The organism is Herbiconiux sp. UC225_62 (assembly GCF_042694625.1).
Classification (GTDB): domain Bacteria; phylum Actinomycetota; class Actinomycetes; order Actinomycetales; family Microbacteriaceae; genus Herbiconiux.
The window spans coordinates 3717810-3740316 of the sequence record NZ_CP170551.1 but is presented as its reverse complement, the minus strand read 5'-3'; the positions used below and the strand labels follow the sequence as shown (position 1 = coordinate 3740316).

Here is a 22507-nt window from a genome sequence, read left to right as displayed (position 1 = left end):
ATCGGGCTCCGGCCGACAAGTCTGCGCCACGACGGGGGCCTTGCCGCAAGCCCCCCGGCCCGCTATACATTGAGAAGGGCAAGGTGTGGTCGAGAGACCCGCCTTGTTTGCGTTAACGGGCGGAACGGTGCGATCAGGCGGAAACCCGGTCGTCGACCGCCTCGGGCAGACAGGCGTGCGGCATCGGGGCTGCAGTTACCGGCGCCGCCGCCGGCGCGTTCGACACGAACACCGCCGCGATCGCCGCTGCCGCCAGGCACAGCACGGCCGTGATCACCATGCCGGGTTGGTAGGCCGCGTCGATCGTCTCGGCCAGCGTGTGCACGCCGGGGCCCGCGAGAGCGGGGATGACGGCGATCGCGACCGCCCCGCCCAGGCGCGACACGGCGTTGTTGATCGCCGAGGCCTCACCGAGATCGGCGCTGCGCACGGCCGCCAGCACCGCCGAGGTCAACGGCGTCACGGCCAGCCCGAAACCGAGGCCCTGCAGCAGGTTGCCGGGGAGCACGCCGAGCCAGTAGCTCGACGTCGGTCCGAGGAACGACAGCCAGAGGAAACCGAGTCCGGCCACCAGGATGCCGGCCGCCATCAGCCACCGGGGGCCGAACTTCGCCACCAGGTTCCCGCTGATCGGCGCCACGATCAGGAACACCACCGACGACGGGATGAGGGCGGCTCCCGCCAACGTCGGCGTGTAGTCGAGCTGCAGCTCCAGCCGCAGCAGCACGAGGTAACCCACCCCGCTGATGGCCGCGTAGAACAGCAGCGTGCTGGCGTTGATGGCCGAGAACTGCTTCGACCGGAACAGGCGGAGGTTCAGCACCGGGTTCGCGACGCGCAGCTCCACCGGAACGAGGGCCACGAGACATCCGACGCCCACGATGCCGGCCAGGATGATCGCCGGCCGCGCCCAGCCGTTGGCGGAGCCGTCCGTGAGCGCGTAGACCACCGCGCCGAGCCCGATGGCGATCAGCACGGCCCCCAGGTAGTCGATCCCGCCGGTGGCGTCCGGGTTCTTCTGCTCCCGCACGCGGATGAGGGCGAGGAGCGCGAGAACGACCAAGGGCACGTTGAGCAGGAACAACCAACGCCAGGAGCCGTTGTCCACCAGCCACCCGCCGGCGTAGGGACCGACCGTGTAGCCGACGGTCGACAACGCCGCCCAGAGACCGATCCCTCGCGGGCGATCCTGAGAACGCAGCGTGCCGTTCAGCAGAGCCAGACTGCTCGGCACCGTGAGGGCACCGCCGATCCCCTGGGCGATCCGGCCCACCACCAGCAGGGAGGCATCCGGGGCGAACGCACAGAACACGGAGGCCACCAGGGTGATCGACAGGCCGATGACCAGGATGCGGCGGCGGCCGTAGCGGTCGGAGAGGGCGCCGGCCACGAGGAGCAGGGCGGTCACGGCCACCAGGTAGCTCGTGACCGTCCATTGCAGGTCGGCCACCGCGGCGTTCAGGTCTTTGCCGATCGCAGGGATGGCGACGTTCACGACCGAGGCGTCGAGGAACCCGATGGTGGACGCGAGCACGGTGGCCACGAGCACGAAGACTCCGCGGCTGCTCCGCAGCGGGACGGTTCCGACGTCGTCCATGACGCGACCCGGGTCGTCTCAGGCTTCGACGGCCGGGAGGAGTTGTTGGCCGCCGTCGAGGTCGTAGACCACGCCGGTGACGGCCGTGTTGGCCATGAGATGGAGCGCCAGGTCGGCGACGTCCGAGGCCTCGATCACCCGGTGCACCGGGAGGGTCTCGCGCAACTGACGACGCCGGGCATCCAGTCCGTCGCCGAGGAGCCGCGCCGAGAGGGGGGTGTCGACGAACCCGGCCGCGATGAGATTCATCCGCACCGGACCGATCTCCAGGGCCAGATTGGCCGCGGCCGCCGTGCGGGACGCGACCGTGGCGCCGATCACCGTGAGCCCGGGCGCGGGATGCTTCGATCCGGTTCCCGACATGAGCGTGATGCTGCCGCCCGGCCTCGACAGCGGCGGGACCAGCTGCGCCAGCCGGATCATCAATTCCAAGCTCTTGCCGATCGCCTCCCCCGCCTGCCGAGGGTCGAGGTCGGCCAGGTGCCCGTAGTAGGGGCCCCCGGCGGAGACGAAGACATGGTCGACCGGCCGATCGAGTGCGGCGAAGAAGTCGGCCAGCGCTTCAGGATCATCGGCGTCGAAAGCCTGGCCCTTCGCGCCCGGCAACGCGTCGAGCGCGCCGCTCAACCGGGCGGCATCCCGTCCGGTGACCGTCACTGCGGCACCGGCTTCCAACGCCTGCCGCGCCACCGCCAGGCCGATTCCGGCGGTGCCGCCGAGGACGACGATGTTCTGTCCCGCCAGCGATTCGGTCATGTCCTTCTCCTCTGAGTCGGCGCGATGCACATGCTACGACCGCCCGATCGTCGAATCAATCACGGATTCGCGTCGCAGACGTCACCCCGTTCGGATGACGTCACCGAGCACGCGACGTCGCTATCGTCGAGCCACACGCCGATCCGGTCCCCGCGTCCGGGCGGTCGGCGAGGGAGGTGAGTGGCGCCATGACCCGTCGCCGTCAGGGCCGGCCCTGGAACGTGGCCCCGCAGAACACGATCGACGATCCGTATGACGCCTACCTGAACTGGGTCGATCAGAGACAGGAGGCGACGGAGATGGCGACGGCAGCGGAGTCCCCGTCGACGCGACGGCACCGGCGCTCGCCGCGGCACCCCGCCTCGGCACTCGCCGAGCACTGGACGGTCGTCGACGACGTCGACGTGTTCTACCGCGAATCACCGCAACCGCCGGACGCCCCGGTGATGATGCACCTGCACGGCTTCGGCCTCTCCGGCCGCTACCTGCTGCCCACCGCCGAGCGACTGCGCGACGAGTTCCACACCCTCGTCCCCGACCTGCCGGGATTCGGGCGGAGCGGGCGACCGTCCGAGCCCCTCGACGTGCCGGAACTCGCTCACGCGGCCACCCGATTCCTCGACGACCGCGGTATCGAGCGCGCGACGCTGGTCGGAAACTCCATGGGCTGCCCCATCATCTGCGAGTTCGCGCACAACCACCCCGAGCGCATCGACCGCGCCATCCTCGTCTCCCCGGCGGGCGGTCTGCACAACCAGCCCCTGAGGCGTGCGGTCAGCCAGCTCGCCCGCGACGGCACCCGCGAGCCGCCCCGGATGATGCGCGTCGCCGCCCCCGACTACGTGCGGTTCGGGGTGCCCAGCACGGTGCGGATGTTCCGCGCGCTCACCCGCTATCCCTCCCTCGACCGGTTGCTCGCACTCGAGATCCCGACCCTCGTGGTGATCGGAGACCGCGATCCGCTGATGCCGGGCCCGGACCGCATCCGCGAGGTCGCGTCGCTCACCGACAACCACGTGCTCGTGGTGGTGATGGAGGGGGCCGCGCACGCCATCAACTTCAGCAATCCGGGTGAGCTCGCGCACGTGATCCGGTTGTTCATGGCCGATCAGCCCATCGTCGACGATCCGGACTCACCCGGATTCACGCGGGCCTACGAGATCCATCGGGGATCCCTGCACCCTGCGCCGAAGCCGCCGCCCGACGGGGCGCCGCCGGCCGGCTGAGCAGGGCCGCCACGAGGAAGCAGACGGCGCCGAGGGCGGTGCCGAGGTTCGCCCAGAACAGACTCAGCAGGTCGCCGGTGGACGGGAGGACGTACGCCCCCACCGCCGATGCGGCGAAGAACACCGAGCCGAGCAGGTTGAGCCAGGTGCAGCGCCAGCTGCGGGCATTCGGATCCCACAAGCGGTCGCGTTCGGTGGTCGCGACGACGGCGAGGGTGCTCGCCACCAGGAAGCAGACGGAGCCCGCGGCATCCGGTCGCCAGCCGCTGTTGACGCGCGTGGTGCTGTCGACGGCGTTGAGCAGGGCGTCGGTGGTGCTGATGTTGAAGAACAGCGTTCCGACGAGTTGCACCACCGCAGCCCACCAGTCGAACACGTCGGGTCGGGCGGTTCCGCGGGCGGGGCGATGCCGCCCGCTGAGAGCGAGTTGGATGAAGGCGGCGACGGTGAAGAACAGGGCGCCGACGAAAAAGGTCAGGTCGGTGAACGCGATGCCGACGGCCTCCGCGTACCACGGGATCGCGCCGATCAGGAAGCAGAGCGAGCCGATCGCGAAGCCCCACGCCTCGCGGCGCAGGCGGATCACACGGGCGGCCGGCATGTGCCGACAGTAGGCGCGCACGTGCACGGTCGACATCACCCATCTGGTATGACGACGCGCGATCAGCGGCTTCCTAGGGTCGGTGCATGACCACGACAACCGCACCGCCGACGTCGACCTCGCCGTCGCAGGGGTTCACCGGCAACGGCACCCACAACCAGCTCAACCCCATGTTCGCGCGCGTCGGGGAGTCGATCGACTTCCCGCTGGACCAGCTCCCGCAGCACGAGTCGCTGCCCGAGACGGCCTATCAGATCGTGCACGACGAGGCGATGCTCGACGGCAACGCCCGCCTCAACCTCGCCACCTTCGTGGGCACCTGGATGGACCCGTTCGCCCAGAAGCTCTACGCCGAGACGGCCGACAAGAACATGGTCGACAAGGACGAGTATCCCCAGACGGCCGCGATCGAGACGCGCTGCTGGAAGATGCTCGCGAGCCTCTGGAACGCGCCGGACACGGCGAACGCCATCGGCACCTCCACGATCGGGTCGTCCGAGGCGTGCATGCTCGGCGGCCTCGCCATGAAGAGGCGCTGGCAGCACGCCCGTCGCGCTGCGGGGCTGTCGACCGAGAAACCCAACCTCGTGCTCTCCAGCGCCGTGCAGGTGTGCTGGGAGAAGTTCTGCAACTACTGGGACGTGGAGGCGCGGTACGTGCCGATCTCCCTGGAACACAAGGTGCTCGACGGGCACGACCTCGACACCTATGTCGACGAGAACACCATCGGTGTCGTCGCGATCATGGGCGTGACGTACACCGGGATGTACGAACCGGTGGCCGAGATCGCTGCGGCCCTCGACCGTATCCAGGCCGCGACCGGGCTGGACGTGCCGATCCACGTGGACGGCGCATCCGGTGCCATGATCGCTCCGTTCCTGCAGCCCGACCTGGTCTGGGACTTCCGCCTCGAGCGCGTCGTGTCGATCAGCACCTCCGCGCACAAGTACGGCCTGGTGTACCCCGGACTCGGCTGGGTGATCTGGCGCACGCTCGACGATCTGCCGGCCGATCTCGTCTTCGACGTCACCTACCTCGGTGGGCACATGCCCTCGTTCGCGTTGAACTTCTCGCGGCCCGGCGCGCAGGTGCTGCTGCAGTACTTCCTGTTCCTCCGGCTCGGGTGGGACGGCTATTACAAAGTGCAGAAGACGACCCAGGATGTCGCGGTCTACCTCTCGGGGCGGATCGGGGCGATGCCGGCGTTCGACCTCTGGAACGACGGCACCGACATCCCGGTCTTCGCCTGGCAGCTGACGGCCGGCTACACGGACAAGTGGAACCTCTACCACCTGTCCGAGCGGCTGCGCCTCAAAGGATGGCTGATCCCCGCCTATCCGATGCCCGACGACCTGACCGATATCGTGGTGCAGCGCATCGTGGTGCGCAACGGCCTCAGTCTCAATCTCGCGGAGAGCCTGATGAACGACATCACCGAGGCGGTCGACTACCTCGACGCGCTGGAGTCGCCGATGCCGACCGAGGGGCTGGTGTCGACCTTCACGCACTGACCACGAACGGCTCGTGCCGGTATCCGGACCGGTCGACGACGGCCACGGTCGATTCGGGCACCTCGGCGAACACACCCGGCACGTCGTTCAGCGGTTCCGAGACGATCACGTGGGCGTGGCTGCCGAACAGCTTCAACCGTTCGGCGTCGGGATACATCTCGCGCACGATGTCGACGTCGACCGAGTGGTACAGCGAGCGGCTGCGGCCTTCCGACGAGTAGCGGAACGCCCACACCGTCTCGCCGTCGGTGACCGCGATGGTGCCCTGCATCGGGAACCGGATGCCGTGCTCGTGGCCGACCGATTCCACCATCCGGATGGCGGCGCCGAGTGCGGCGACCGGGTCGTCGCGGAGGCCCAGCGACAGCGCAAGGTGGAAGAGCACTTCGGAGTCGGTGGTGCCGTGGATGTGCGGGTAGAGCGAGGGGTCGACGGCGTAGGTCAGGTCACGCTTCACATTCGGGAACTCGGCGAGGTAGCCGTTGTGCATGAAGAGCCAGTTCTCGTAGCGGTAGGGGTGACAGTTGGTCTGTTGGATCGGGGGCCCGGCGGCGGCGCGCACGTGACTGAAGAAAAGCGGGCTCCGGATGCTGCGGGTCAGCTCCCGCAGGTTCTGGTCGTTCCAGGCCGGTTCGATGCTGTGGAAGTAGCCCGGCACCGTGCCCGGGCCGCCGTCGACCGGGTACCACCCGAACCCGAAGCCGTCGCCGTTGACGGTCTCCGCGCCGAGCGGCGAGTTCATCGACTGAGCCACCAGGGAGTGCGGCGAGTCGAGGATCACGATCGAGGGTTGAAGCGGCTCCCCCGTGTACGCCAGCCATCTGCACATGTCGATCCGCCTGCCTTCCGTCACGACGACAATGCGCCGACAGTACCGCCGCCCCCGCCCTCGGTCGTCATCCGTTCGGGATGATGCTCGGCCCTTCATGCTTCATCGGCGGCTGCTCGCGATCACAACCGGAAGATGTAGGGCAGGAGCTGCGTGAGCACCGAATCGCTGATCGTGTTCGGCCCGCCCAGCACCACGATCTTCCGCGGGTTGAGCCTGTCGAGTTCTGCCGCGACCGCGTCGGGAATGCCGTCTTTGGTGACGAGGAGCACGGGCGCGTTCGCCACGATCGCGGCCGCCGACCCGGAGAGCGCATCCGGGAAGACGGCTCCAGACGCGACGTAGACCGTGTTCGCGCCTGCGGGGTAGGTGTCCTCGGAGATCGCGGCGGAGACGGCATAGCGATCCGCGCCGGCGATACCTCCGAGAGTCGTGCCTGCCGGCACGTGCGCGGCGATGTCAGTCAACGCGGCATCACCGACGCTGTTCGGCCCGCCGAGCAGCACGACCTTCTTGGGTCGCAGCCGTTCCAGCTCGGCGGCTACGGGGCCGGGGACGGAATCTCTGGTGACGAGGAGAACGGGCCCGTTCAGATGACCCGCCGCCGCGGAGCCGGAGAGGGCGTCGGGGAAGTTCTGGCCCGAGGCGACATAGGCGACATCGATGCCCGCACCGAAGTCGCGCGCCGACAGTGCGGCCGACACGGCGTACCGATCAGCGCCCCCGACCCGCGTCGTCGGACCATACCCGTTCAATGCGGTGGCCACACCGTCGCTGATGGTGTTGGTGCCCCCCATGACCACGATGCTGCCCGGCTGCAATCGCTTGAGTTCGGCGGCCACCACGCCGGGGATGCTGTCACGGGTCACCAACAGCACGGGAGCCTTCTCGACGCCGGCGGCAGCGGACGCCGAAAGCGCATCAGGAAAGTTCTCCCCCGATGCGACGTACACCGCCGGAACGCCAGGTGAGAAGGAGTCCGCCGACACCGCTGCCGACACGGCATACCGATCGGCTCCCCCGATCCGCGCGACAGCAGACGTCGCCGGGATACCGATCACCGAGACGGTGCCAGAACCACCGTTTGTCACATAGGCGCGTTGGGTACCCGGATCGATCCCGATCCCGCCCGGCTGCAAGCCGATCCCGGTCGATTCGTCGTGTCCGATCACTTCGGTGACGGTGTCGGACACGGTGTCGATCACGGAGACGGTGCCGTCGTTGTTGTTCGCCACGTATCCGGTGAACGATCCCGGATCGATGGCGATGCGTGTCGGATACGTCCCGATCCCCACGCTTCCGGCCGGGGCGTACGGAAGCACTTTGGTGACCTTCCGTGTGACCGTGTCCACCACCGACACCGTGGCGGAGTTGTGCTGGGTCACGTAGACCTTGTGTCGCCCCTGCGCGACGGCGATTCCCTCGGGGTGATCGCCGATCCCGTCGGCGGGGCCGATGGACGGCAGCACCGTGTCGCTTGTGGTGTCGATCACGGCGATCGAGTCATTCCAGTGGTTACTGATGTACGCCCGATGATCGACCTCGTCGACCGCGATCTGGAGTGGATTGGTGTCGGGGGCCACTCGGAGGACCTTGATGACGGACTGCGAACCTGTGTCGATGACCGATACCGTACCGTCCCAGTAGTTGTTGACGTACGCGCGATGAGTGGTCGAATCGATCCCGATCCCGAACGGCTCTTTGTGGATCCCCATACCCTCGTCGTGCGGAATCACGTGGGTGACCCGGTTGCTCCTGGTGTCGATCACGGAGACGGTGGAGTCGCCATGGTTCACCACGTACGCCTCGTGCGCCAAACTGTCGACAGCGACATACGAGGGCTCAACTCCGACGCCGTTGGCGGAGTCGTGGGGGATCAGGGTCACAACCGCGTCGGTCTGAGTATCGACGACCGACACTGTATTGCTTTTGTAATTGGTGACATACGCGCGATGGAGTCCGGCGTCCACAGCGACACCACTAGGGTCGTGTCCGATCCCACTCACAAGATCGTGCGCGATCACCGAGCGCACCGGGGTGGCTGCTCCAACAGGTGCGGACAAGAGCGGCGCGCCAGCAAGTATGACCGCCGCGAAGGCGGCAGTCACCGAAACGTTGATTCGGCGGAGAAGGCTCATACGCCGGAATCATAGCAGAGGAATCCTCAGTTACGAAGAACCTCAGTCGACGACGGGGATCGCCGAGGTGATCGTTTCGAGGCCGGAGAGGCGGGCGGGAGAGATGAGCTTCATCACGCGCTCGCGACTCATCAGCTCGGCCTCGACGACGAGGTCGGCGATGTTGCGGTGCGTCAGAAGCGCCGTCTTCGCCAGCGCTGAGGCCGCCGCGTAGCCGATGTACGGCGTCAGTGCCGTGACGACGCCCACCGAGGTCGAGACCATCGTGTCGAGCCGGTCGAGGTTGGCGGTGATGCCGTCGATGCAGTTGATGCGGAGGGTGCGGCATCCGCCCGTCATCCAGGCCAGGCTCTGCAGGAGCGAGTGCGCGATCACCGGCTCGAAGGCGTTCAGCTGCAGCTGTCCACCCTCCGCAGCCATCGTGACCGTCACGTCGGCCCCCGCCACCGCGAACGCCACCTGGTTCACGACCTCCGGGATCACCGGGTTCACCTTTCCGGGCATGATGCTCGATCCGGCTTGCCGCGGGGGCAGGTTGATCTCGCCGAACCCCGCTTGAGGCCCGCTGGAGAGCAGGCGCAGGTCGTTGCAGATCTTGGAGAGCTTGATGGCCGAGCGCTTCAGAACACCCGACAGGGTCATGAACACGCCGGCGTCGCTCGTGGCCTCGACCAGATCGGCGGCCGTGACGTGCTCGAAGCCGGTGAGTTCGCGCAGGTGGCGGCACACCGTGGCGGCGTACGCCGGATCCGCGGTGATGCCGGTGCCGATCGCGGTGGCGCCGAGGTTGATCTCCCAGAGCAGCGGCAGGGTGTGCCGCATCCGCTCGAGGTCCTCGGTGAGGGTCGTGGCGAACCCGTGGAACTCCTGGCCGAGCGTCATCGGCACGGCGTCCTGCAACTGGGTGCGGCCCACCTTCAGCACGTTCGCGAACTCGTGGCCCTTCGCGCCGAAGGAGTCGCGCAGCAGAGCGTGCTCGGCCATGAGCCGGTCGAGCGAGAAGCACATCGCGAGCTTCACGGCCGTGGGATAAACGTCGTTCGTCGACTGGCTCCGGTTGACGTCGTCGAGCGGGTGCAGCACGTCGTACGCGCCCTGCGGGTGCCCGTGGGCCACCAGCGCGACATTGGCGATGACCTCGTTCGCGTTCATGTTGGTCGAGGTGCCCGCCCCGCCCTGGATGACGCCCACCACGAACTGGTCGTGGAACTCTCCCGCCCGGATACGCTCGCAGGCCTCCTCGATCCACTCGGCCTTCCACGCGTCGAGCACGCCGATCTCCCGGTTGGCCCGGGCCGCCGCCTGCTTCACGATGGCGAGGGCGTTCACCAGGTCGGGATAGACCGAGATGGGCCGCCGACTGATGGGGAAGTTGTCGATCGCGCGGGCGGTGTGGATGCCCCAATAGGCCTCCGCGGGAATCTCCACCGACCCGAGGCTGTCGGTCTCGAGCCGGGTGGCTCCCGGAACCGGGTCGCCGGGCTGAGGGGTGTTCAGGGTGTGTTCTGCGGACGCCGCTGGGGTTGTCACGGTGAGCTCCATTGCTTGTGTCGTCGTGTCGCTTGTGGCTGGACGCCATCGACTCTACTCGCGACGGCGTCAGCTCAGGCGGCGGAGCAGACCCCGGATGAACCCGTCTTTGCGCTCGGTGTACGGCGGGTAGATCAGCCGCATCGTGTCGGGAGCGAGCGGCTTCCGCAGCACGGCCTTCTCATGGCTGAAGGTCTCCACGCTGCGACGACCGTGGTAGTGACCCATGCCGCTCTCCCCCACCCCGCCGAAGGGCAGACCGGTGACGCCGAGATGAGCGGCCGGCACGCCGAAGCCGACCGCGCCCGACGACGTCTCGGTGAGGATGCGCCGCGCCGCGGTCTTCGAGTTCGTGAAGGCGTAGAGCGCGAGCGGCTTGTCCCCGGCCCGGATGACGTCGATCGCGTCGTCGAGGCCGGAGACGTGCACGATCGGCAGGATCGGGCCGAAGATCTCCTGTTGCATCACCGGGGCGTCGCGCGACACGTCGCCCAGCACCGTCGGCGCGAGATACCGGGTGCGCGCATCCGACCTGCCCCCGGTGAGGAGACGCTCGCCCTCCAGCAGCCCGGTCAGCCGGGAGAAATGGTGGTCGTTCACGATGCGCCCGTAGCTCGAGCTCGACCGAGGGTCGCCGTCGTAGAGCTCGCCGATCGCCTCGACCAGATGCGGCGTGAGAGCAGCCGCGACCGAGCGGGTCGCGAGCAGGTAGTCGGGGGCGACGCAGGTCTGTCCGGCGTTCAGGAACTTGCCCCAGACGATGCGGCGGGCCGCGGCCGCCAGATCGACCGTGTCGTCGACGTAGACCGGGGACTTGCCGCCGAGCTCGAGGGTCACCGGCGTGAGGTGCTTGGCCGCGGCGGTCATCACGATCCGGCCCACCGTGCCGTTGCCGGTGTAGAAGATGTGGTCGAAGCGCTCGGCCAGCAACTCGGTGGTCTCGGCCACTCCGCCCTCCACCACCGCCACGGCCCGCGGATCGAGGTACTCCGGCACGAGGGCCGCCATCAACGCCGAGGTGGCGGGTGCCAGCTCGCTCGGCTTCAGCAACACGGCGTTCCCCGCGGCCAGTGCTCCCGCCACGGGTGCCAGCAGCAACTGCAGTGGGTAGTTCCACGGAGCGATCACGAGCACGACTCCGAGCGGTTCGAGCAGGGTCGAAGCGGATGCCGGCGCGATCGCGAGCGGCACGCCCACCCGACGGGGGCGGAGCCATCGGCGCAGGTTCGCGAGCGTGTGGTCGATCTCCGCGAGCACGATCCCGACCTCGGTCAGCTGCGTCTCCGTGGGGTTCTTGCCGAGATCGAGGAACAGTGCGTCCTCCAGCTCCGCGGAACGCTCCTCCAGCATCCGCTTCAGTGCGGTGAGCTGCTGGATGCGCCACCGCAGCGAGCGGGTGACCCCGCGATCGAAGGCGGTGCGGAGCGCGGGCACGATCGCGGCGACGGGCACGGTGTCAGCGGTGGACTCCAGAGTCATGTCTCCATCGTAGGAGCGCGCGGCTCACCCGTGGAAGAACGGCACGATCAGATAGATGCCGTACAGCACGGCGCAGGCGCTCAGGCCGAAGCACAGGTACGACAGCACGGTCGCGTAGGCCGGCCGCACCTGTTCGCCGGTGCGGGCATCCGGATGCGTGAGCCCGCGGAAGCGCAAGCCGAACGAATACAGGCTCACCACCACCGCGGTGGAGACCAGCGATGCGATGGCGACAGCCAGGAACGAACCCCACTCGATCATCCGGCCACCCTCCTCTTGCGGCGCGTGGCCTTCGGGCTCCGCACCGCGATCGACGCCGCATCGACCTCGCTGATGGCGTTGTTCGAGTCGACCCGGTTCCGCCGCGAGAGCAGGAAGATCGTGACGATGACCGCGAGCCCCACGACCAGGTCGATGATGATGCCGGCCGGCCCGATGGTGGCCACGAACGCCGCCAGGGCGCCCACGATGGCCGAGGCGGGAAGGGTCATCGCCCAGCCGAGTCCGATGCGACCGGCGGTGCGCCAGCGCACCGAGGAGCCCTTCCGCCCGAGACCCGATCCGATCACCGAGCCCGAGGCCACCTGCGTGGTGGAGAGCGCGAACCCGAGGTGGCTGGAGGCGAGGATCGTGGCGGCGGTGCTCGTCTCGGCCGCGAAGCCCTGAGCCGGCTTCACATCGGTGAGCCCGGCCCCGAGGGTGCGGATGATGCGCCAGCCACCCATGTAGGTGCCGAGCGCGATCGCGACGGCGCAAGTGACGATCACCCAGATCTGCGGGCCGGTGCCGGAGTCCTGGAGGCCCGCGGAAATGAGCATCAGGGTGATGACGCCCATGGTCTTCTGGGCGTCGTTCGTGCCGTGTGCGAGGGCCACCAGCGACGAGGAGAAGATCTGGCCGTAACGGAACCGCCCGCGCACGCCCGACTGGGCGCTGGAGGCGGGCATCCGGGTGATCGCGTAGGCCAGCCGGGTGGCCGTGAATGCCACGACCCCCGCCACCACCGGGGCGATCAGGGCGGGCAGGATGACCTTGCTCACCAGCACGGAGTAGTCCACCACGCCGAAGCCGGCTCCCACGATGGCGGCGCCGATCAGTCCGCCGAAGAGGGCGTGCGACGAGCTCGACGGCAGGCCGAACAGCCAGGTCACCAGGTTCCAGACGATGGCGCCGATCAGTCCGGCGAAGATCATCTCCGGCAGGATCTGCACCCCGCCGTCGCCCTCCTTGATCAGCCCGTTGGAGATGGTCTTCGCGACCTCGGTGCTGAGGAAGGCGCCCACCAGGTTGAGAGCGGCCGCGAGCCCCACCGCCACCTTGGGCTTCAATGCCCCGGTGGCGATCGGTGTCGCCATGGCGTTCGCCGTGTCGTGGAAGCCGTTCGTGAAGTCGAAGAAGAGGGCCAGGACGACGACCAGCACGACGATGACGGTCAGATCCACCCGTGCCTCTCCAGCCGATGATTGGTGCGGCGTGCAAGACGAGAATTCATCGGGAGTTCATGCACGTCGGGTGGCCCGAACAGGAGCCGTCACGATAATCGCATCCGGTCCCGTCGAGGTCAACTCGGGATCGCTCTACGCTGGACGAATGGATGCTCTCCCTCCCGTCGCCCGCAAGATCCCGCTCGAACGCACACACCACGGCGACGTGGTCGTCGACGACTACGAATGGCTGCGCGAGAAGGAGAATCCCGAGACCATCGCCTATCTCGAGGCCGAGAACGCCTACACCGACCAGGCGACCGAGCACCTCGCCGGGTTGCGGCAGCGCATCTTCGACGAGATCAAGTCGCGCACGCTGGAGACCGACCTCTCGGTGCCGGTGCGCGACGGACGCTACTGGTACTACACCCGCACCTCCGAGGGGTCCCAATACGGCGTGCACTGCCGGGCGCCGATCACCGGCGACGACGACTGGACTCCCCCGGCCGTCGAGGCAGGCGCTCCCATCGCCGGGGAGCAGGTCGTGCTCGACGACAACGCCGAGGCCGAGGGCCACGACTTCTACTCGCTCGGTTCCTTCGACGTCAGCCCCGACGGCGACCTGCTCGCCTACGCGGTCGACGTGGTGGGCGACGAGCGCTACACGCTGCGAATCCGCGATCTCCGCACCGGCGTCGACCTGCCCGACGTCATCGCCGACACCTTCCCGGGCGCCGTGTTCTCGGGCGACGGCGGCAGCGTCTACTACCCCACCGTCGACGACGCCTGGCGCCCCGACACCATCTGGCAGCACGTCGTCGGCAGCACCGACCCCGACGTGCAGGTCTTCACCGAGCCCGACGAGCGCTACTGGGTGGGCGTCGGCCTCACCCGCAGCAAGAAGTACCTCGAGATCGCGATCGGCTCGAAGATCACGAGTGAGGTGCACCTGCTCGACACGAGCGACCCGGATGCGACGTTCGAGGTGGTCTGGCCGCGCCGCGAGGGCGTCGAGTACTCCGTCGAGCACGCGGTGGTGGGCGGGCGGGACCGCCTGCTCATCCTGCACAACGACGGCGCGGAGAACTTCGAGCTGATCGACGTCGACCCGGCGCATCCGCTCGACCGGGCGGGCTGGCACACCGTGTTCGCGCACGATCCGGCCGTGCGACTCGAAGAGGTCGAGGCCTTCGCCGCGCACCTCACGGTCGACTACCGGCGCGACGGCCTGACCCGTATCGGCGTGCTCCCCCTGGCCGCCGACGCGTCGGAGATCGACGGATCGGCGCTGGTCGAGGTCGAGTTCGACGAACCGCTGTTCTCGGTGGGCACCTCGGGCAACCCGGAGTGGCTGCAGCCCACGGTGCGCTACGGCTTCACCTCCTTCGTCACACCCTCGTCGGTGTTCGACTACGACGTGACGACCGGTGCCTCGACGCTGCTGAAGCAGCATCCGGTGCTCGGCGGCTACGACCCGGCCGACTACGAGCAGCGGCGCGAGTGGGCGACGGCAGCCGACGGAACGCGGGTGCCGCTCTCGATCGTCGCCCGCACGGGGGTGCTGGATGCCGGCTCCCCCGCGCCCTTCGTGCTCTACGGCTACGGCTCCTACGAGGCATCCATCGACCCCTCCTTCTCGGTGGCGCGGCTGTCGCTGCTGGACCGCGGCGTGGTGTTCGCGATCGCGCACGTGCGCGGCGGAGGCGAGCTCGGTCGGCACTGGTACGAGAACGGCAAGACGCTGACGAAGAAGAACACCTTCACCGACTTCGTCGCGGCGGCAGAACGGGTCATCGAACTGGGGCTGACCTCTCCCTCGCAGCTGGTGGCGCAGGGCGGGAGCGCGGGTGGGCTCCTGATGGGTGCGGTGGCGAACCTCGCGCCGCAGCTGTTCGCCGGCATCCTGGCGCAGGTGCCGTTCGTCGACGCGCTGACCTCGATCCTCGATCCATCACTCCCCCTGACGGTGATCGAGTGGGACGAGTGGGGCGATCCGCTGCACGATCCCGAGGTCTACGCCTACATGAAGTCGTACTCCCCGTACGAGAACGTCACCGAGCAGCAGTACCCACGCATCCTGGCGGTCACGAGCCTCAACGACACCCGCGTGCTCTACGTGGAGCCCGCGAAGTGGACGGCACGCCTTCGCGCCGTCGGCGCCCCCGTGCTGCTGCGCACCGAGATGAGCGCGGGCCACGGCGGCGTCTCCGGCCGCTACGAGCGCTGGAAGGAGATCGCCGAGGAATACGCCTGGATACTCGACGTCCTCGGTCGCGCTTCCTAGCTCAGGCGCTCGGCGAGGTGGATCGTCACCTCGTCGCCGATCTGCTTGCCGAGGCGTTTCCGGAGCGCGGCGCTGAGCGAGAGCATGTGCCCGCCGTCGCCCGTCGGCATGAAGGCGCTCGCGATCGGCACCCCGTCGACGGTGCCGGCGATCTTCACGCTGCGTCCGGTGCCGAAGAACTCCGTCGAGTCGGGCATCGCGACGCAAGGCCACACGTCGCCTTTGACGTCGACGCCGATGGGCGCGGTGAACGTGTGGTCCAGGGGTCCGATCGCGTGTGCCATCAGCTCGCCGCCGCCGTGCCGCCCGGGAACGGGCGCAGTTCGAGGCGGCCGTTGCGGGCCATCGGATGCCGCGCCGCGATGTCGAGCGCCTCGTCGACGTCTCCGGCCTCCAGGATGTCGAAGCCCCAGATCGTGTCGGTGACACCGGCCGCGGGCCCGTCGGTCACCGATCGTTCTCCGTTGCGCACCCGCACCCCGCGGGCCGTCGACGGATCGAGGATGTCGCCCATCAGCCGCTTGCCGGATGCAGCGAGTTCGTCCACCCACTCGTCCACATCGGAGTCGTCGGGAACCGGGTCGGGCTCCCCATCGGCCAGGACGAACATCATGAACTTCATCGAGCACCCCACACGGTCATGTGAACACTGTACACATGACCGGAGGAATCCCGGTGCCTCTATTCGGAGAGCGCGGAACGGAGCAGGGACACGAGTGCGTCGAGCTGCACGCTGTCGGAGGAGCCGACCTCTTCGTCCGAACCGTCGAGTGCGCGCGCCGCGAGGCCCTGCTTCGAGTCGATGAGCTCGGCGATGCGGGTGTCGATGGTCTGCGCCGCGATGATCCGCCAGGCGGTCACCGGCTCCTCCTGACCGATGCGGTGCACGCGGTCGATGGCCTGGGTCTGCTCCGCCGCCGTCCACGACAGCTCGGCCAGCACCACGTTCGACGCGGCCTGCAGGTTGAGGCCCACGCCCGCCGCCGTGAGCGAGCAGACCGCGACCGACACCTCGGGGTCGTTGTTGAACGCGTCGATCTCCCGCTGCCGCAGCGTCGCCGACTGGTCGCCACGGATCGACACCGTCTTGAGCTCCCGCTTCGCGAACAGCTCCTCCGCGGCATCCATCACGTCGATGTGCTTGGCGAAGAACACCACCTTGCCCACCGACCGTGCGAGCTGGGCCGCGTAGTCGGCGGCCAGGCCGGCCTTCGCGGTACCGATCTGGCGCACCATCGTGAACACGTTGAGGCCCTGTTCGGTGGCCTGGGTGTCTTCGAGCTCCTGACGAGCCACGAGTCGCATCAGGTCGTCGTCGGGGAGGTCATCGACGTCGTCGCCCCGGGCGTTGGCGCGGGCCGCGATGAGACGGCGGTATCGTGTCACCAGGCGGGCGGCGAGCTCGCGCTCGGCGTCACGGATCGAGCGACCCAGATCGTCGTCGAGTTCGACCGGAAGATCCACGATGCGCTTCGAGGGCAGGTCGGCCGCCACGTCGATCTTGCGCCGCCGCACGATGCCCATGTCGATCACGGCTTCGCGCGCCTCGGTGAAGAACCCGGCGTCGGCGGGCGTCAGGCCCACTTCTTCGAGCCGCTCCATCAGCACGGGCGTGGGTTTGGTGCCGTCGATCCATCCCAGGAACTGCCAGATGGCCCGGAAGTCGTCGACATCGTTGATCAGCGGTGTACCGGTGAGCGCCATCATCAGCGGGTTGCCGCCCGGAGCGGTGCGACGGATGCGGTCGGCCAGCGCGAGCACGTTGCGCGAGCGCAGCGACGACAGGTTCTTGATGAAGTGCGCCTCGTCGACCACCATGCCCCGGAAGCCGAGGGTGCCGAGCCAGGACAAGTGCCGGTCGAGCACCTCGTAGTTGACGATCACGACGTCGGCGAAGGCGTCGAGGGTGTCGCCGTCTCCGTGCACCACGGTCGCGCGGCGGTGCGGCGTCCAGATCTCGACCTCGCGCGCCCAGTTCATCTTCACGACGTTCGGCACCACGGCGAGCAGCGGATAGGCGTCAGCGACGGATGCGGCCAGCAGCGACTGCGCCGTCTTGCCGAGACCGGGCTCATCCGCCAGCAGGAAGGTGCGGTGCCCGGCCTGAACGCTCTGCAGGAAGCGTGACTGGTGCACCATGAGTTCGCGCCCGGCGGGCGAGAGTCGATCGATCGTGGGCGCCTCGGGCAGCTCCATGCTGGCCGCCTGGCCACCGGCACCGTACTCGAAGGCCCGGTAGAGCGGGCCGAGCAGCTCCCAGTTCGAGAGACGGCCGACGCCGTGCGGCTTCGCCGGCGTGAGGTCGGGAGCCATGAACGGGTTGGCGAGCTGGCGCGACTTCACCGAGAGCGGCACCACCTGGCGTTCCGCGAGCTCGGGCGGTACGACCGTGGCGGCCGGGCGGGGGGCTTCGGGCTCCTCCTCGGGCACGTCGTAGCCGGCGTCCTCCAGGTATTCGCGACGCAGCTTCTTCGCGGCGGGCGAGAGCGCGGCGTCGTTCTCGAGGAGCGCGATCAGCGAGGTGTCGCGCGCGGCGGTGCGGGCGAGGATCGACGCGATGCCGTCGAGCCGCTTCAGCTGCTCGGCGCGCTCGGAGTCGCTCAACGCGGCATCCGACTTGATGGAGGCGCGCTCTTCGCGCATCAGCAGCGCCACCACGAGGAACTTGGTGCGGTTCGCCGGAGCGACTTTGCCCCGTTGCGCCGCGGCTTCGACCTCGCGCACCTTGCGGGCGAGGATCGGAATGAGACCAGTGTTGTCTGCACTGCGCGTTCGGCGTGCGCCGGACCTTGACATCGTTCTCCTGTGGAGTAGGGGCGGGGCCTCGTCTTCGCCGGAGGCCACGCGACCAGTCGTTCGGCCGACGCCGGATCGGCGCCGCTTCAGACTGCGGGCAATTCGAGACGGGGGCCTGGGCCGAGCAACGCGACGTAAGTCGTGGTCGACACGAAGAGCGGGATTCCCCGTAACACCCTCAGTCTACGCGATGGACCTTGATGAACAGGCCACTCGCCACGAACACGGCGGCACCGAGGATGTGGGCGATCTGCCAGGCGAACACCGGCAGGTCGAACGGCAGGACCGGATTCCAGAGCACGACGATGGCGGCCAGCGGCGGAACCCACCACCACTGCTTGGCCTGGACGGCGAACACGACCATGATGGCGGCGAGGATGGCCACGACGAACCGCGCGATCGTGAACCATCCGTCGTCGCCGACGACGGCGATGAACGCCAGAAGGGCGATGGCCCCGAGGATTCCGGGAGCGAGAGCCGGGCGCGTGAAAGCGGGGGTGGCGTATCGATTGCTCATGTCTCGCCAATCCTACGCGGCGGTGGATATGGTGAACTCATGACACTTCCCACGGGAACCCCTGGCCCTCAGTTCGCCGGCCCGGAGGGGCTCTGGACCGCGGATCCGGAGGAGCTGGCCGCGCGCCTGTTCGTCGCCGTGTTCGCCGGGCAGGGTGCCGTTCCGCTGCCCCAGAAGGAGGTCTCCGAGGTGTACGCGACGCTCGCGGCCCTCGGCGGCTACTCGCTCCCGGATGTCCGGTCCGGCAACACGCAGCCGCTCGGCCTGACCGTGCAGCTGGCGCAGGAGGCGATCCTCATCTGGGAGCGCGCGACCGTCGCCACGCGTCTCAGCGCCGGCGCCGGGCCCGTCTCGCACACCATCACGATGCTGCGCTTCGGTCCGGGTGTGCTGAGTGCACCTGATCCGGTCGCCGCGCTGAAGGCCCGGCTCCACTGAGCGCGAGCGCGTCGATGACTCGCGGTACGCATCCGTTCCAGGTCTCCGACGAGGTGGCCGAGGCTCTCGACGAGGGCCGTCCCGTGGTGGCCCTGGAGTCGACGATCATCTCGCACGGACTCCCCCGCCCGCGCAACCTCGAGGCGGCTCAGGAGTTCGAGGACATCCTGCGCACCGCCGGCGTCGTTCCCGCCACGATCGCGGTGCTCGACGGGGTACCCCGGATCGGCCTCGACGACGAAGGGGTGCGGCGCATCGCGGGTGAGGAGATGGCCAAGGCCAGCGTGCGCGACCTGCCCATCCTGGCGGCGAAGGGCGCGAGCGGCGCCACCACCGTCGCCGCCACCGCGTACCTCGCCGGGAAGGCCGGCGTGCGCGTCTTCGCCACCGGCGGGCTCGGCGGCGTGCACCGCGGCGCATCCGAGTCGTTCGACGAGTCGGCCGATCTCAACTCCCTGGCCCTCTCCGGCGTCACGGTGGTCTCGGCGGGCGTGAAGTCGGTGCTGGACATCCCCGCCACCCTGGAGCGACTGGAGACGCTCAGCGTGCCCGTGGTGGGCTACCGCACCACCGACTTCCCCAGCTTCTGGCTCAGCGCCTCCGGTCACACCCTCGACTGGAGCGTCGACGACGCGGCCGAGATCGCGCGAGTGATGCGGGGACAGGACGAGCTGGGCCACGGGCAGGGAATCGTGGTCGCGAACCCGATCCCCGCCGACATGCAGTGGGATCCGGCCGAGCACGACAGCGTGCTGCAGACCGCGTTCGCCGCCGCCGACGCGGCCGGGGTCACCGGCAAGGCGGTCACACCGTTCCTGCTCGGCTTCATCGTGGAGGCCTCCGGCGGTCGGAGCCTCGAGGTGAACCTCGACATCGCCCGCAACAACGTGCGGCTCGCCGCCGAGATCGCGATCGCCTGGAGCGCGCTCAACGCCTCCGCGGATGACTGATCCCCACGCCGCGGGCCCGCGCGACGAGGGTGCGCACGTCGTCGTGTTCGGCGACGTGATCGACGACGTCATCGTGACGCCCGCGGGCGACATCCGGCCCGACACCGACACCACGGCCCGCATCGAGCGCCACGCGGGCGGGTCGGCGGCGAACGCGGCCGCCTGGTTCGGGCACCTCGGCTGCCGCGTCGACTTCCTGGGGCATGTGAACGCCGACGACGTCACCCGGCATGACGCCCTCCTGCGCCAGCACGGCGTCACTCCGCACCTGGTCGGCGTGGAGCTGCCGACGGGCACCATCGTCGTCATCCTGCAACCCGACCGCACCCGCACCATGCTCACCGAGCGGGGTGCGAACGCTCTGACGTCTCCGAGAGACGTCGATCGGGCGCTGCTCCGCCCGGGCACGCACCTACACTTCACCGGCTACTCAGTGTTCGGCGCCCGCACCGCGGATGCCGTCGCCGCCTTCGCCGCGCTGGTGCACGACGCGCACGCGGCCGGCGCCTCCGTCTCGGTGAATCCCGGTTCGGCCGGGTTCATCGCGGAGCACGGCGTCGAGGGACTGCTCGCGGCCACCTCGGGTGCCGACGTCCTGCTTCCGAATCTCGACGAGGGCCGCGTGCTCACCGGGCACACCGAACCCGACGACATCGTCTCGGCGTTGCTCGAGCACTACGACGTCGTCGCACTCACCCTCGGTCGCGAGGGTGTGCTGGCGGCCAGCCGGGGTAGGGACCGGCGGGACGGGGCGTCGGGCCCCCGCGCGGCCGACCCGCTGCCGGGCGTGCGGGTGCGGGTTCCCTCGATCCCCGTGACGCCCGTCGACACCACCGGGGCGGGGGACGCGTTCGGTGCCGCCTTCGTGCAGGCGTTGCTCTCCTCCGGGCCGGCGAGGGCGGAGACCATCGACCTCTCGCGTCTCGAAGCAGCTGCTCTGGCCGGCGTGCGCGCCGCCGCCGTCGCCGTGACCCGATCGGGCGCCCGTCCTCCCGTCAGCGCGGCCCGGAAGCCTCGCGTGGCGGACCTGCCGGCCGACCCTAAACTGGTGCCGTGACGAGCGACGAGTCCCGCGACGAGGCCGCCCTCGCACGCTTGCGCGAGCTGATCCGCATCCCCACCGTGTCCCCGGTCGGCCTCGAGGCCGTGCTCGACGCCGACGGCTCAGCCGACGCCGATTGGTCGGCCTTCGAGCACTTCGCCGCGACCGTCGAGCGGCTGTACCCGTCTGTGCACGCCGTTCTCGAGCGCGAGGTCGTGGCCGGTCACACCCTGCTCTTCCGCTGGGTGGGCCGCGAGCCCGGACCGGCATCCGTTCTGATGGCGCACTACGACGTGGTGCCCGCGACCGACGAGGGCTGGGCGCATCCGCCGTTCGCCGCCGCGCTCACCGGAGACGGCGTCGACCGGCTCATCTGGGGCCGAGGCACGCTCGACAACAAGGGATCAGCCACCACCATCCTCGAGGCCGCGGAGACCGCTGCGGCAGCGGGCTTCACGCCGCAGCACGACCTCTACCTGCTGTTCGGGCACGACGAGGAGACCACGGGCACCGGCGCGGAGGCCGTGGTCGCGCTGCTGAAGGAGCGCGCGGTGACGGTCGGGTTCGTGCTCGACGAGGGCGGCGCCGTGGTCGAGAGGCTCTTCCCCACGGTCGACGTGCCGATCGCGGTCGTCGGGGTGAGCGAGAAGGGCACCACGAGCTTCACCCTCACCGTGGAGCAGCAGGGCGGTCACGCGTCCACTCCCCCACGGCTCACGGCCACGGCGCGCCTCGCGCGCGCGATCGTGCGGGTCACCGGCCGGCCGTTCCGCGCGCGGCTCAATGCCGTCACGGAGCGGATGATCCGGACCGTCGGCGCCCACGGGCGCGGCCCGCTCAAGTTCGTCTTCACCCGCGCGAACGTGTTCCGGCCGCTCCTCGTCGCGGTCTTCGCCCGGATGAGCGACGAGACGGCCGCCATCGTGCGCACCACCGTGGCGGTGACGCAGCTCTCCGCCGGGCTCGCGGCCAATGCGCTCGCCGAGCGGGCGCAGGCCGTACTGAACGTGCGGATCGCCATCGGCTCCACCGTCGAACAGACCCGGCGACACCTCGAACGCGCCATCGCCGATCCGCTCGTGCGCGTCGAGATCCTCAGCGCCAACGATCCGGCGCCCGTGGCGCAGATGGACGGGCCCGCCTGGAACCTGCTCGCGCAGTCGATCACCGTGGCCTACCCCACCGCGGTCGTGACACCGTACGTGCAGACCGGTGCCACCGACTCCCGTCAGTTCTCACGGATCAGCAGCACCGTCTACCGCTTCAGCCCGTTCGAGATGTCGGCCGAAGAGCGCGGCACGTTGCACGCCAAGAACGAGCGGATGCACGTGCACACGTTCTTCACCGGCATCCGGTTCTACGACGGCCTGATCGCCCGCCTCTGACCAG

20 protein-coding genes are annotated in these 22507 nt (G+C 69.0%); 7 read left to right on the top strand and 13 right to left on the bottom strand.

Annotated elements, in window-relative coordinates; all coding sequences use genetic code 11:
• Positions 1-133: 133 nt before the first annotated feature.
• Positions 134-1597 (bottom strand): DHA2 family efflux MFS transporter permease subunit, encoded by a 1464-nt coding sequence (locus ACFJGU_RS18265; protein WP_382305382.1) that lies wholly within the window; start codon positions 1595-1597, stop codon positions 134-136.
• Between the two features lie 18 nt (positions 1598-1615).
• Entirely contained in the window at positions 1616-2353 is a 738-nt protein-coding gene (locus tag ACFJGU_RS18260) for an SDR family oxidoreductase (RefSeq protein WP_382305380.1), read from the bottom strand.
• 299 nt (positions 2354-2652) lie between these two features.
• Between ACFJGU_RS18260 and ACFJGU_RS18255 the strand changes: the two genes are divergently transcribed.
• A complete protein-coding gene (locus tag ACFJGU_RS18255; protein WP_382310433.1) occupies positions 2653-3579 on the top strand; it encodes an alpha/beta fold hydrolase in 927 nt (308 codons plus the stop codon).
• Here ACFJGU_RS18255 and ACFJGU_RS18250 read toward each other — a convergent pair.
• A complete protein-coding gene (locus tag ACFJGU_RS18250; protein WP_382305377.1) occupies positions 3497-4180 on the bottom strand; it encodes a hypothetical protein in 684 nt (227 codons plus the stop codon). The two genes, ACFJGU_RS18255 and ACFJGU_RS18250, sit on opposite strands and share 83 nt — an antisense overlap.
• 170 nt (positions 4181-4350) lie before the next feature.
• Here ACFJGU_RS18250 and ACFJGU_RS18245 point away from each other — a divergent pair, with 170 nt between their 5' ends.
• Positions 4351-5691 (top strand): glutamate decarboxylase, encoded by a 1341-nt coding sequence (locus ACFJGU_RS18245; protein WP_382310431.1) that lies wholly within the window; start codon positions 4351-4353, stop codon positions 5689-5691.
• On the opposite strand, the gene ACFJGU_RS18240 is transcribed toward ACFJGU_RS18245, so the two are convergent.
• The 6 genes from ACFJGU_RS18240 to ACFJGU_RS18215 all read right to left on the bottom strand — a co-directional run bounded on the left by ACFJGU_RS18240 (position 5681) and on the right by ACFJGU_RS18215 (position 13109).
• Positions 5681-6520 carry a class II glutamine amidotransferase gene (locus ACFJGU_RS18240; protein WP_382305375.1) on the bottom strand — a complete coding sequence of 280 codons (840 nt, stop codon included), beginning with the start codon at positions 6518-6520 and terminating at the stop codon, positions 5681-5683. The two genes, ACFJGU_RS18245 and ACFJGU_RS18240, sit on opposite strands and share 11 nt — an antisense overlap.
• Positions 6521-6642: 122 nt before the next feature.
• A complete protein-coding gene (locus ACFJGU_RS18235; protein ID WP_382305374.1) occupies positions 6643-8658 on the bottom strand; it encodes a cell wall-binding repeat-containing protein in 2016 nt (671 codons plus the stop codon).
• Between the two features lie 42 nt (positions 8659-8700).
• On the bottom strand, positions 8701-10200 hold the full coding sequence (locus tag ACFJGU_RS18230) for an aspartate ammonia-lyase (protein ID WP_382305372.1): 1500 nt from the start codon (positions 10198-10200) through the stop codon (positions 8701-8703).
• A 57-nt stretch (positions 10201-10257) separates the two neighbouring features.
• Complete coding sequence (locus ACFJGU_RS18225; RefSeq protein ID WP_382305370.1) at positions 10258-11667, bottom strand: aldehyde dehydrogenase family protein; 1410 nt, start codon at positions 11665-11667, stop codon at positions 10258-10260.
• Between the two features lie 24 nt (positions 11668-11691).
• A complete protein-coding gene (locus ACFJGU_RS18220) occupies positions 11692-11928 on the bottom strand; it encodes a hypothetical protein (protein WP_092553349.1) in 237 nt (78 codons plus the stop codon).
• On the bottom strand, positions 11925-13109 hold the full coding sequence (locus ACFJGU_RS18215; RefSeq protein WP_382305367.1) for an anion permease: 1185 nt from the start codon (positions 13107-13109) through the stop codon (positions 11925-11927). The genes ACFJGU_RS18220 and ACFJGU_RS18215 overlap by 4 nt, the downstream gene beginning before the upstream one ends.
• A 148-nt stretch (positions 13110-13257) precedes the next feature.
• On the opposite strand from ACFJGU_RS18215, the gene ACFJGU_RS18210 reads away from it, so the two are divergent.
• Positions 13258-15375, top strand: a complete 2118-nt coding sequence (locus tag ACFJGU_RS18210; protein WP_382305365.1) for a S9 family peptidase — start codon at positions 13258-13260, stop codon at positions 15373-15375.
• On the opposite strand, the gene ACFJGU_RS18205 is transcribed toward ACFJGU_RS18210, so the two are convergent.
• The 4 genes from ACFJGU_RS18205 to ACFJGU_RS18190 all read right to left on the bottom strand — a co-directional run bounded on the left by ACFJGU_RS18205 (position 15372) and on the right by ACFJGU_RS18190 (position 18688).
• Entirely contained in the window at positions 15372-15659 is a 288-nt protein-coding gene (locus ACFJGU_RS18205; protein ID WP_382305363.1) for a DUF1905 domain-containing protein, read from the bottom strand. The genes ACFJGU_RS18210 and ACFJGU_RS18205 overlap by 4 nt on opposite strands.
• A complete protein-coding gene (locus ACFJGU_RS18200; protein ID WP_382305361.1) occupies positions 15659-15997 on the bottom strand; it encodes a YciI family protein in 339 nt (112 codons plus the stop codon). The genes ACFJGU_RS18205 and ACFJGU_RS18200 overlap by 1 nt, the downstream gene beginning before the upstream one ends.
• 59 nt (positions 15998-16056) lie before the next feature.
• Complete coding sequence (locus tag ACFJGU_RS18195) at positions 16057-18171, bottom strand: DEAD/DEAH box helicase (RefSeq protein WP_382305359.1); 2115 nt, start codon at positions 18169-18171, stop codon at positions 16057-16059.
• Positions 18172-18349: 178 nt separating this feature from the next.
• Positions 18350-18688 (bottom strand): DUF6804 family protein, encoded by a 339-nt coding sequence (locus tag ACFJGU_RS18190; protein WP_382305357.1) that lies wholly within the window; start codon positions 18686-18688, stop codon positions 18350-18352.
• Between the two features lie 39 nt (positions 18689-18727).
• Between ACFJGU_RS18190 and ACFJGU_RS18185 the strand changes: the two genes are divergently transcribed.
• The 4 genes from ACFJGU_RS18185 to ACFJGU_RS18170 are packed head-to-tail and all read left to right on the top strand — an operon-like array spanning position 18728 to position 22503.
• Positions 18728-19126, top strand: coding sequence for a hypothetical protein (locus ACFJGU_RS18185; RefSeq protein ID WP_382305356.1), 399 nt, complete (start codon positions 18728-18730; stop codon positions 19124-19126).
• Positions 19127-19140: 14 nt separating this feature from the next.
• Complete coding sequence (locus ACFJGU_RS18180) at positions 19141-20076, top strand: pseudouridine-5'-phosphate glycosidase (RefSeq protein WP_382305354.1); 936 nt, start codon at positions 19141-19143, stop codon at positions 20074-20076.
• Complete coding sequence (locus tag ACFJGU_RS18175; protein ID WP_382305352.1) at positions 20069-21133, top strand: carbohydrate kinase family protein; 1065 nt, start codon at positions 20069-20071, stop codon at positions 21131-21133. The genes ACFJGU_RS18180 and ACFJGU_RS18175 overlap by 8 nt, the downstream gene beginning before the upstream one ends.
• On the top strand, positions 21130-22503 hold the full coding sequence (locus ACFJGU_RS18170) for a M20/M25/M40 family metallo-hydrolase (RefSeq protein WP_382305349.1): 1374 nt from the start codon (positions 21130-21132) through the stop codon (positions 22501-22503). Before ACFJGU_RS18175 ends, ACFJGU_RS18170 begins: the two co-directional genes overlap by 4 nt.
• The last annotated feature ends 4 nt before the right edge of the window (positions 22504-22507 follow it).